We start from the raw sequence: 9,525 nt of genomic DNA, 5'->3' as shown, positions 1-9,525 counted from the left end.
GGAAGCTGACATGCAATTAAATGTAAATGGCGCTCAAGCAATCGAAGTGTCCGAAGCGACCTTCGGTGGCGATTACAACGAGACCCTGGTTCACCAAGCAGTTGTGGCCTACATGGCCGGCGGCCGTCAGGGCAGCAAGCAACAGAAGACTCGTTCCGACGTATCCGGTGGCGGTAAGCGCCCTTGGCGTCAGAAGGGTACTGGCCGTGCTCGTGCCGGTACCACTCGTGGTCCGATCTGGCGTGGCGGTGGTGTGACGTTCGCGGCCCGTCCGCAGAATCACGACCAGAAGCTGAACAAGAAGATGTATCGCGCTGCATTGCGTTCGATTCTTGCTGAGCTGGTACGTACTGATCGTCTGGTTGTGGTTGAAGACTTCAGCGTTGACGCGCCGAAGACCAAAGACCTGCTGAACAAGCTGAATGGCATGGGCCTGACCGATGTACTGATCGTGTCCGATGCTATCGATGAAAATCTGTACCTGGCTGCTCGCAACCTGCCACACGTTGATGTTCGTGACGTGCAGGGTTCCGATCCGGTCAGTCTGATCGCGTATGAGAAGGTGCTGGTCACCGTTTCTGCCGTGAAGAAATTCGAGGAGCTGCTGGGATGAACCAGGAACGCGTATTTAAAGTGCTGCTTGGCCCGCACGTCTCCGAGAAGGCAACACTTCTGGCTGATAAAAAAAGCCAATTCGTTTTCAAGGTTGCAACCGATGCAACCAAGCTGGAAATCAAGAAGGCCGTCGAAAGCCTGTTCAGCGTGAAGGTTGAGCGAGTGACTACCCAGAACGTTCTGGGTAAGAGCAAGCGCACCGCTCGCGGTCTGGGCAAGCGTAACGACTGGAAGAAGGCAGTTATCTCCCTTCAGCCAGGCCAAGATATCGATTTCGCCAGCAGTGCTGAGTAAGGAAGGGGTGCATCATGGCAATCGTTAAATGCAAACCGACTTCCGCTGGCCGCCGTTTTGTGGTCAAGGTGGTCAACAAGGAGCTGCATAAAGGCGCTCCTTACGCTCCGCTGCTCGAGAAGAAGTCGAAGACTGGCGGTCGTAACAACAATGGTCGGATCACTACCCGTCATATCGGTGGTGGCCACAAGCAGCATTACCGTCTGGTCGATTTCCGTCGCAACGACAAAGATGGCATTCCAGCCACTGTCGAGCGTATTGAATACGATCCGAACCGTACCGCACACATCGCTCTGCTGATGTATGCAGACGGCGAGCGTCGCTACATCATCGCCCCTAAAGGCGTGAGTGCTGGCGATCAGCTGGTAGCTGGCATCATGGCTCCGATCAAGCCGGGCAACAGTCTGCAACTGCGCAACATTCCAGTTGGTAGCACTGTTCACGGTATCGAACTGAAGCCGGGCAAAGGTGCTCAGATCGCTCGTTCCGCTGGTGCTTCGGCTCAGCTGATTGCGCGTGAAGGTGTCTACGTGACCCTGCGTCTGCGTTCCGGTGAAATGCGTAAAGTACTGGCCGAGTGCCGTGCGACCCTGGGTGAAGTCTCGAACTCCGAGCACAGCCTGCGTTCGCTGGGTAAAGCTGGTGCCAAGCGCTGGCGTGGCGTTCGCCCAACCGTTCGTGGTGTTGCCATGAACCCGGTTGACCACCCACACGGTGGTGGTGAAGGTCGTACCTCTGGTGGTCGTCATCCGGTGTCTCCATGGGGCTTCCCGACGAAGGGCGCGAAGACTCGTGGTAACAAACGCACCGACAACATGATCGTCCGTCGTCGCAAGTAAATAGAGGGATACGACAGTGCCACGTTCTCTGAAAAAAGGTCCTTTTATTGATCTTCACCTACTGAAGAAGATCGAAGTGGCGGTGGAAAAGAACGATCGCAAGCCGGTGAAAACCTGGTCGCGCCGTTCGATGATCCTGCCACAAATGGTCGGTCTGACCATCGCTGTACACAACGGTCGTCAACATGTCCCAGTTCTCGTGAACGAAGACATGGTCGGCCATAAACTAGGCGAATTTGCCGGCACTCGTACCTATCGTGGGCACGTGGCTGACAAGAAAGCCAAGCGTTAAGGGGTAAGGAAATGGAAGTAGCCGCTAAGTTGTCGGGCGCTCGAATCTCCGCCCAGAAAGCCCGCTTGGTCGCCGACCAGATCCGCGGGAAGAAGGTGGGCGAAGCGCTCAACCTGCTGGCTTTCAGCAGTAAGAAAGCCGCCGAGATCATTAAGAAAGTGCTGGAGTCGGCTGTAGCCAACGCCGAGCACAACGAAGGCGCAGACGTTGATGACTTGAAGGTCAGCACCGTTTTCGTCAACGAAGGGCGTTCGCTGAAGCGAATCATGCCGCGTGCCAAAGGCCGCGCTGATCGCATCGTCAAGCGGTCTTGCCATATCACTGTCAAGGTTGCGGACAAGTAACGGAGTCGATCAGATGGGTCAGAAAGTACATCCCATTGGCATTCGCCTGGGAATCGTCAAGGAGCACACCTCCGTCTGGTACGCCAGCGGTCGGACTTATGCGGACTATTTGTTCGCTGATCTGAAGGTGCGCGAGTATCTCCAAGACAAATTAAAAAGCGCGTCCGTAAGCCGTATCGACATTGCTCGCCCGGCTCAAACCGCACGTATCACCATCCACACCGCTCGTCCCGGTATCGTTATCGGTAAGAAAGGTGAAGATGTTGAGAAACTGCGTCAGGACCTGACCAAGCAAATGGGTGTGCCTGTGCACATCAATATCGAAGAGATCCGCAAGCCGGAACTCGACGGTATGCTGGTTGCGCAGAGCGTAGCTCAGCAGCTGGAGCGTCGTGTGATGTTCCGTCGCGCCATGAAGCGCGCTGTACAGAACGCCATGCGTATTGGTGCCAAGGGCATCAAAATCCAAGTGAGCGGTCGTCTCGGCGGTGCTGAAATTGCACGTACCGAATGGTATCGCGAAGGTCGTGTGCCGTTGCACACCCTGCGTGCCGATATCGACTATGCCACGTACGAAGCGCACACCACTTATGGTGTGATCGGTGTCAAGGTTTGGATCTTCAAAGGCGAAGTAATTGGTGGTCGCCACGAAGAACTGAAACCACAAGCACCCGCGCCTCGTAAAAAAGCTGCTAAGTAAGGGGTACGCCAAATGTTGCAACCAAAGCGTACGAAGTTCCGTAAGCAGATGACCGGCCACAACCGTGGTCTGGCTCAGCGCGGTAGCAAAGTCAGCTTCGGCGAGTTCGCCCTGAAGTCTGTTGCCCGCGGTCGTCTCACCGCCCGTCAGATTGAGTCCGCTCGTCGTGCTCTGACTCGTCACGTTAAGCGTGGCGGGAAAATCTGGATTCGCGTTTTCCCGGACAAGCCAGTTACCAAGAAGCCTCTCGAAGTGCGGATGGGTAAAGGGAAGGGTAGCGTTGAGTATTGGGTAGCCCAGATCCAGCCAGGCAAGGTCCTGTATGAGATCGAAGGCGTTTCCGAAGAGTTGGCGCGTGAGGCTTTCGCCCTGGCGGCTGCAAAGCTGCCACTCGCCACCACTTTTGTTAAGCGGACGGTGATGTGATGAAAGCGAATGAACTTCGTGAAAAATCAGCACAGCAGCTGAACGAGCAACTGCTCGGCCTGCTGCGCGACCAGTTCAATCTGCGTATGCAGAAAGCAACTGGCCAGTTGGGGCAGTCTCACCTGCTCTCGCAAGTTAAGCGCGACATCGCTCGTGTGAAAACTGTGCTCAACCAGCAGGCAGGTAAGTGATCATGGCTGAAGCCGAAAAAACAGTCCGTACGCTGACCGGCCGTGTCGTCAGCGACAAGATGGACAAGACCATCACCGTATTGATCGAGCGTCGCGTTAAGCACCCGATCTACGGCAAATATGTCAAGCGTTCGACCAAGCTGCACGCGCACGACGAAAGCAATCAGTGCCACATCGGTGACAAGGTTTCCATCCGTGAAACCCGTCCCGTTGCCAAGACTAAGTCCTGGGCTCTGGTTGAAGTTCTCGAACGCGCAGTGGAAGTCTAAGGACTAGGGGTCGGAGAAATATATGATTCAGACTCAATCCATGCTCGACGTCGCTGACAACAGCGGTGCTCGTCGCGTTATGTGCATCAAGGTGCTGGGTGGCTCGCATCGCCGCTACGCTGGCATCGGCGACATCATCAAAGTCACCGTTAAGGAAGCAATTCCGCGCGGTAAAGTGAAGAAAGGCCAAGTGATGACTGCTGTCGTAGTCCGCACTCGTCACGGCGTTCGTCGCCCTGATGGCTCGATCATTCGCTTTGACGGCAACGCTGCTGTTCTGTTGAACAACAAGCAAGAGCCGATCGGCACCCGTATTTTTGGGCCAGTGACTCGTGAGCTTCGTACTGAGAAGTTCATGAAGATCGTCTCGCTCGCCCCTGAAGTGCTGTAAGGAGATCCGACATGCAAAAGATTCGTCGTGACGACGAGATCATCGTGATCGCCGGCAAAGACAAAGGTAAGCGTGGCAAGGTGCTCAAGGTTCTCGCTGACGACCGTCTGGTCGTTGGTGGGATCAACCTGGTGAAGCGCCATACCAAGCCGAACCCGATGTCGGGCGTTCAGGGCGGTATCGTCGAGAAAGAAGCGCCATTGCACGCTTCTAACGTGGCCATCTTCAATGGCGAAACCAACAAGGCTGACCGCGTTGGTTTCAAAGTAGAAGAAGGTAAGAAAATTCGTGTCTTCAAGTCGACCCAAAAAGCGGTTGATGCTTGAACACTGCTAGGTAGAAGACCATGGCACGACTAAAAGAGATTTACCGGAAAGAAATCGCTCCCAAGCTTAAGGAAGAACTTAAGCTCGGTAACGTGATGGAAGTTCCGCGCATCACCAAGATCACCCTGAACATGGGCCTGGGCGAAGCAATCGGTGACAAGAAAATCATCGAGCACGCTGTTGCCGACCTGGAAAAGATTACCGGTCAGAAAGTCGTTGTGACTCATGCCCGTAAGTCGATTGCAGGCTTCAAGGTTCGTGAAGGTTGGCCGATTGGCGTCAAGGTAACCCTGCGCCGCGAGCGTATGTACGAGTTCCTCGATCGTCTGCTGTCCATCTCCCTGCCTCGGGTTCGCGACTTCCGCGGCCTGAATGCCAAGTCCTTCGATGGTCGTGGCAACTACAGCATGGGCGTGAAAGAGCAGATCATCTTCCCGGAAATCGACTACGACAAGATCGATGCCCTGCGTGGTCTGGACATTACCCTGACCACCACTGCCCGTACGGATGATGAAGGTCGCGCCTTGCTGCGTGCTTTCAAATTCCCGTTCCGCAACTGATTGGAGTTGGATCATGGCCAAAACCAGCATGAAAAACCGCGAGCTGAAGCGTCAGCAAACGGTAGCCAAGTACGCTAAGAAGCGTGCCGAGCTGAAAGCTACCATCGCCGATCTGAGCGCCAGTCCGGAAGCGCGTTGGGAAGCTCAGGTTGCCCTGCAGAAGCAGCCGCGTGACGCCAGCGCTTCGCGCCTGCGTAACCGCTGCCGCATCACCGGTCGTCCGCACGGTGTATACCGTAAGTTCGGTCTGTCCCGCATCAAGCTGCGTGAAGCAGCCATGCGTGGTGATGTGCCAGGTCTGGTGAAAGCCAGCTGGTAAAAACGAAGCCGGCCTAGTGCCGGCTTTGTCTTATCTGTGATTCAGGCCCCTTTGGGGCTTGATTCATTTTTGATCAGTCTCTAGAATGCTCGGCTCGCCTGAGCCTGGGTTCAATTTTCCAGAATTCTCAGCGACTGTAGCCGCAAGGCTAATTCTTTTTGTATCAGGAGCGTCTAGCCCATGAGTATGCAGGACCCGTTAGCGGACATGCTAACTCGTATCCGTAATGCCCAGATGGCTGAAAAGTCCGTCGTAAGCATGCCGTCTTCCACGTTGAAGGTGGCTGTAGCCAAAGTTTTGAAAGACGAAGGTTATATTGCGGGTTATCAGATCAGCGGCGAAGTTAAGCCGCAGCTGTCCATCGAGCTGAAATACTTCGAAGGCCGTCCAGTCATCGAAGAAGTTAAGCGCGTAAGCCGTCCAGGCCTTCGCCAATACAAATCCGTTGATGATCTGCCGAAAGTTCGTGGCGGTCTCGGGGTTTCCATCGTCTCCACCAACAAAGGTGTGATGACGGACCGCGCTGCGCGCGCTGCCGGTGTCGGCGGCGAAGTGCTTTGCACAGTGTTCTAAGGGGGGAATAAGCATGTCTCGCGTTGCTAAGAACCCCGTTACGCTGCCCGCCGGTGTTGAGGTCAAACTCACAGGTCAGCAGCTGTCGGTAAAGGGTGCCAAGGGTACTCTCGAACTGAATGTTCACTCGTCCGTTGAAGTCATGCAGGAAGCTGGTGAGCTGCGTTTCGCTGCTCGCAATGGCGATCAGCAGACTCGCGCCATGGCCGGCACTACCCGTGCATTGGTCAACAACATGGTAATCGGCGTTAGCACTGGCTTCGAGCGCAAGCTGCAGCTGGTCGGCGTAGGTTACAAGGCGCAAGCCAAAGGTCAGGTGCTGAACCTCGCTCTCGGCTTCTCCCATCCGATCGACTATGAGTTGCCGGACGGTGTGGTTGCTGAAACCCCGAACCAGACCGAGATCCTGATCAAGGGTGTCGACAAGCAACTGGTTGGTCAGGTCGCTGCGGAGATTCGTGACTTCCGTCGTCCTGAACCTTATAAGGGCAAAGGTGTTCGTTACGCAGACGAAGTCGTCCGCCGTAAAGAAGCCAAGAAGAAGTAGGGCATAGCAAATGACCGACAAGAAAGTTACTCGACTGCGTCGCGCTCGCAAAGCACGCCTGAAAATGCACGAGCTCGAAGCCGTGCGTCTCTGCGTGTATCGCTCCTCGCAGCATATCTACGCCCAGGTCATTTCGGCCGACGGCGGCAAGGTTCTGGCCAGTGCCTCGACCTTGGACAAAGCACTGCGTGACGGCGCCACTGGCAACGTCGACGCGGCCAAGAAAGTTGGCGAGCTGGTTGCCGAGCGTGCGAAAGCCGCTGGTGTGACTCAGGTTGCATTCGACCGTTCTGGCTTCAAGTACCACGGCCGCGTCAAGGCGCTGGCTGATGCTGCTCGTGAAGGCGGGCTGGAGTTCTAAGTTATGGCAAATAACGACCAAAAGCGCGACGAAGGCTATATCGAGAAGCTGGTACAGGTTAACCGCGTTGCCAAGACCGTAAAGGGTGGCCGTATCTTCACTTTCACCGCGTTGACCGTGGTTGGTGATGGTAAGGGTCGCGTCGGTTTCGGCCGTGGCAAGTCCCGTGAAGTGCCGGCCGCTATCCAGAAAGCTATGGAAGCTGCTCGTCGCAACATGATCCAGGTGGACCTGAACGGCACCACTCTGCAGTACGCGATGAAGTCTGCCCATGGCGCCTCCAAGGTGTACATGCAGCCTGCTTCTGAAGGTACCGGTATCATTGCCGGCGGCGCTATGCGTGCTGTCCTGGAAGTGGCTGGTGTGCAGAACGTTCTGGCCAAGTGCTACGGCTCGACCAACCCGGTGAACGTGGTACACGCCACCTTCAAGGGTTTGAAAGCTATGCAGTCGCCAGGTTCTGTTGCGGCCAAGCGTGGCAAGAGCGTCGAGGAGATTCTCTAATCATGGCTAATACCGTAAAAGTCACGCTGATCAAAAGCATGACCGGCCGTATCCCCAACCATAAGCTCTGTGTGAAGGGTCTGGGTCTGCGTCGCATCGGTCACACCGTAGAAGTCCTGGATACTCCCGAGAATCGCGGGATGATCAACAAGGCTTACTACATGCTGCGAGTCGAGGGTTAATTCATGTACCTGAACGATCTGAGTCCTGCGCCGGGTTCCCGTCGCGAGAAGCACCGTCCGGGCCGTGGTATCGGTAGCGGTTTGGGTAAGACTGGTGGCCGCGGCCACAAAGGTCAGACCTCCCGCTCCGGTGGCACCATTGCTCCGGGTTTTGAAGGCGGCCAGCAGCCTCTGCACCGTCGTCTTCCCAAGTTCGGCTTCGTGTCCTTGAAGGCTATGGATCGTGCGCAAGTGCGTACCTCCGAGCTGAACAAGATCGAAGGCGGCATTGTTACTCTGCAGTCGCTGAAGGATGCCAACCTGATCAACCAACATGTACAGCGTGTGAAAGTCATGCTGTCCGGTGAAGTTACTCAGGCAGTCACCCTTAAAGGTATCGCCGTCACCAAAGGTGCGCGCGCGGCTATCGAAGCAGCTGGCGGTAAGTTCGAGGAATAAATGGCTAAGCAAGGTGCTCTCTCAGCGCTCAGCAATGGCGGGTTATCCGAGCTCTGGGCTCGTCTGCGCTTTCTGTTCATGGCGATTATCGTCTATCGGATTGGCGCACACATCCCTGTGCCTGGTATCAACCCGGACCGGTTGGCGGACCTGTTTCGACAGAATGAGGGGACCATTCTTAGCTTGTTCAACATGTTTTCCGGCGGTGCGCTGGAGCGTATGAGCATTTTTGCACTGGGGATCATGCCGTACATTTCGGCATCGATCATCATGCAGCTCATGACCGCTGTCAGCCCGCAGCTGGAGCAGTTGAAGAAGGAAGGTGAGGCTGGTCGTCGTAAGATCAGCCAATACACCCGCTACGGCACCCTCGTCCTGGCATTTGTCCAAGCTATCGGCATGTCCGTTGGTCTGGCCAGTCAGGGCGTAGCGTTTTCGGCTGATTTCGGCTTCCACTTCGTAGCAGTCACCACGTTTGTGGCGGGTGCGATGTTTATGATGTGGCTGGGCGAGCAGATTACCGAGCGTGGTGTCGGCAACGGTATTTCGATGCTGATTTTTGCAGGCATCGTAGCCGGTCTGCCGTCGGCGATTGGGCAGTCTTTCGAGTCTGCTCGCCAGGGCGATATCAATATCTTCGCCTTGATCGCCATCGGTTTGTTGGCAGTAGCGATCATCGGTTTCGTGGTGTTCATTGAGCGTGGTCAGCGCCGTATTGCGGTGCACTACGCCAAGCGTCAGCAGGGCCGCAAGGTGTTTGCTGCGCAGACCAGTCACTTGCCGCTGAAGGTGAACATGGCAGGGGTTATCCCGGCTATTTTCGCCAGTAGCCTTCTGTTGTTCCCGGCCTCGCTGGGTGCCTGGTTTGGTCAGTCCGAAGGTCTGGGCTGGCTGCAGGATATTTCGCAGGCTATCGCTCCAGGTCAGCCGTTGAACATTTTGCTGTTTAGTGCAGGGATTATTTTCTTCTGCTTCTTCTATACAGCGCTGATGTTCAACCCGAAAGACGTAGCGGAAAACCTGAAGAAGTCCGGTGCCTTTATTCCGGGTATCCGTCCAGGTGAGCAATCGGCGCGCTATATCGATGGCGTGTTGACCCGCTTGACCATGTTCGGTGCTCTGTACATGACGGCCGTGTGCCTGTTGCCCCAGTTCCTGGTGGTGGCTGCCAACGTACCGTTCTATCTTGGCGGGACCTCGTTGCTGATCGTGGTAGTGGTTGTGATGGACTTTATGTCGCAAGTACAATCGCACCTCGTTTCGCACCAGTACGAATCCCTGATGAAGAAAGCCAACCTGAAGGGCTACGGCAGCGGCATGCTGCGCTGAAGCCCATAAGGTTCGAGGAGTTGGT

At 55.6% G+C, this 9,525-nt stretch carries 20 protein-coding genes; all 20 read left to right on the top strand.

Annotation, left to right across the window (positions count from 1 at the left end; all coding sequences use genetic code 11):
* The first annotated feature begins 10 nt into the window (after window positions 1-10).
* The gene (gene rplD / locus VMP31_RS14945) at window positions 11-613 is read left to right on the top strand and encodes a 50S ribosomal protein L4 (RefSeq protein WP_069519910.1); all 603 of its coding nucleotides are present in this window, start codon (window positions 11-13) and stop codon (window positions 611-613) included.
* Window positions 610-909, top strand: a complete 300-nt coding sequence (gene rplW, locus VMP31_RS14940) for a 50S ribosomal protein L23 (RefSeq protein ID WP_325508429.1) — start codon at window positions 610-612, stop codon at window positions 907-909. Before rplD ends, rplW begins: the two co-directional genes overlap by 4 nt.
* 14 nt (window positions 910-923) lie before the next feature.
* Window positions 924-1,748: a 50S ribosomal protein L2 gene (gene rplB, locus VMP31_RS14935; protein ID WP_325508427.1), complete on the top strand. Its 825-nt coding sequence runs from the start codon at window positions 924-926 to the stop codon at window positions 1,746-1,748.
* A gap of 16 nt (window positions 1,749-1,764) precedes the next feature.
* A complete protein-coding gene (rpsS, locus tag VMP31_RS14930; protein ID WP_010486981.1) occupies window positions 1,765-2,040 on the top strand; it encodes a 30S ribosomal protein S19 in 276 nt (91 codons plus the stop codon).
* Window positions 2,041-2,051: 11 nt separating this feature from the next.
* Window positions 2,052-2,384, top strand: coding sequence for a 50S ribosomal protein L22 (rplV, locus tag VMP31_RS14925; RefSeq protein WP_003210077.1), 333 nt, complete (start codon window positions 2,052-2,054; stop codon window positions 2,382-2,384).
* Between the two features lie 13 nt (window positions 2,385-2,397).
* The gene (gene rpsC, locus VMP31_RS14920) at window positions 2,398-3,084 is read left to right on the top strand and encodes a 30S ribosomal protein S3 (protein ID WP_305624932.1); all 687 of its coding nucleotides are present in this window, start codon (window positions 2,398-2,400) and stop codon (window positions 3,082-3,084) included.
* Between the two features lie 12 nt (window positions 3,085-3,096).
* A complete protein-coding gene (gene rplP, locus VMP31_RS14915; RefSeq protein ID WP_042552939.1) occupies window positions 3,097-3,510 on the top strand; it encodes a 50S ribosomal protein L16 in 414 nt (137 codons plus the stop codon).
* The gene (gene rpmC, locus VMP31_RS14910; protein WP_002555481.1) at window positions 3,510-3,701 is read left to right on the top strand and encodes a 50S ribosomal protein L29; all 192 of its coding nucleotides are present in this window, start codon (window positions 3,510-3,512) and stop codon (window positions 3,699-3,701) included. The genes rplP and rpmC overlap by 1 nt, the downstream gene beginning before the upstream one ends.
* Window positions 3,702-3,703: 2 nt before the next feature.
* A complete protein-coding gene (gene rpsQ, locus VMP31_RS14905) occupies window positions 3,704-3,970 on the top strand; it encodes a 30S ribosomal protein S17 (protein WP_025167719.1) in 267 nt (88 codons plus the stop codon).
* 22 nt (window positions 3,971-3,992) lie between these two features.
* On the top strand, window positions 3,993-4,361 hold the full coding sequence (gene rplN, locus VMP31_RS14900) for a 50S ribosomal protein L14 (RefSeq protein WP_003281831.1): 369 nt from the start codon (window positions 3,993-3,995) through the stop codon (window positions 4,359-4,361).
* Between the two features lie 11 nt (window positions 4,362-4,372).
* Window positions 4,373-4,687 carry a 50S ribosomal protein L24 gene (gene rplX / locus VMP31_RS14895; RefSeq protein WP_008374158.1) on the top strand — a complete coding sequence of 105 codons (315 nt, stop codon included), beginning with the start codon at window positions 4,373-4,375 and terminating at the stop codon, window positions 4,685-4,687.
* 20 nt (window positions 4,688-4,707) lie between these two features.
* Window positions 4,708-5,247 carry a 50S ribosomal protein L5 gene (gene rplE / locus VMP31_RS14890; RefSeq protein ID WP_325508417.1) on the top strand — a complete coding sequence of 180 codons (540 nt, stop codon included), beginning with the start codon at window positions 4,708-4,710 and terminating at the stop codon, window positions 5,245-5,247.
* 13 nt (window positions 5,248-5,260) lie between these two features.
* Window positions 5,261-5,566, top strand: a complete 306-nt coding sequence (rpsN, locus tag VMP31_RS14885) for a 30S ribosomal protein S14 (protein WP_325508415.1) — start codon at window positions 5,261-5,263, stop codon at window positions 5,564-5,566.
* Between the two features lie 180 nt (window positions 5,567-5,746).
* Window positions 5,747-6,139 carry a 30S ribosomal protein S8 gene (gene rpsH, locus VMP31_RS14880; protein WP_069519903.1) on the top strand — a complete coding sequence of 131 codons (393 nt, stop codon included), beginning with the start codon at window positions 5,747-5,749 and terminating at the stop codon, window positions 6,137-6,139.
* A 13-nt stretch (window positions 6,140-6,152) separates the two neighbouring features.
* Window positions 6,153-6,686 carry a 50S ribosomal protein L6 gene (gene rplF / locus VMP31_RS14875; protein ID WP_325508413.1) on the top strand — a complete coding sequence of 178 codons (534 nt, stop codon included), beginning with the start codon at window positions 6,153-6,155 and terminating at the stop codon, window positions 6,684-6,686.
* A gap of 10 nt (window positions 6,687-6,696) precedes the next feature.
* A complete protein-coding gene (gene rplR, locus VMP31_RS14870) occupies window positions 6,697-7,047 on the top strand; it encodes a 50S ribosomal protein L18 (protein ID WP_264591046.1) in 351 nt (116 codons plus the stop codon).
* A 3-nt stretch (window positions 7,048-7,050) separates the two neighbouring features.
* Window positions 7,051-7,551, top strand: coding sequence for a 30S ribosomal protein S5 (gene rpsE / locus VMP31_RS14865; RefSeq protein ID WP_305623294.1), 501 nt, complete (start codon window positions 7,051-7,053; stop codon window positions 7,549-7,551).
* 2 nt (window positions 7,552-7,553) lie between these two features.
* The gene (gene rpmD, locus VMP31_RS14860) at window positions 7,554-7,733 is read left to right on the top strand and encodes a 50S ribosomal protein L30 (RefSeq protein ID WP_079204534.1); all 180 of its coding nucleotides are present in this window, start codon (window positions 7,554-7,556) and stop codon (window positions 7,731-7,733) included.
* Between the two features lie 3 nt (window positions 7,734-7,736).
* Window positions 7,737-8,171 (top strand): 50S ribosomal protein L15, encoded by a 435-nt coding sequence (gene rplO, locus VMP31_RS14855; protein ID WP_325508406.1) that lies wholly within the window; start codon window positions 7,737-7,739, stop codon window positions 8,169-8,171.
* On the top strand, window positions 8,172-9,500 hold the full coding sequence (gene secY / locus VMP31_RS14850; RefSeq protein WP_325508404.1) for a preprotein translocase subunit SecY: 1,329 nt from the start codon (window positions 8,172-8,174) through the stop codon (window positions 9,498-9,500).
* Window positions 9,501-9,525: the final 25 nt, after the last annotated feature.

It is taken from the genome of Pseudomonas sp. (genome assembly GCF_035512415.1).
In the GTDB taxonomy this organism is placed as follows: Bacteria; Pseudomonadota; Gammaproteobacteria; order Pseudomonadales; family Pseudomonadaceae; genus Aquipseudomonas.
Note: the sequence above shows the minus strand (reverse complement) of the source record. Positions and strands in the feature narration are given on the sequence as shown.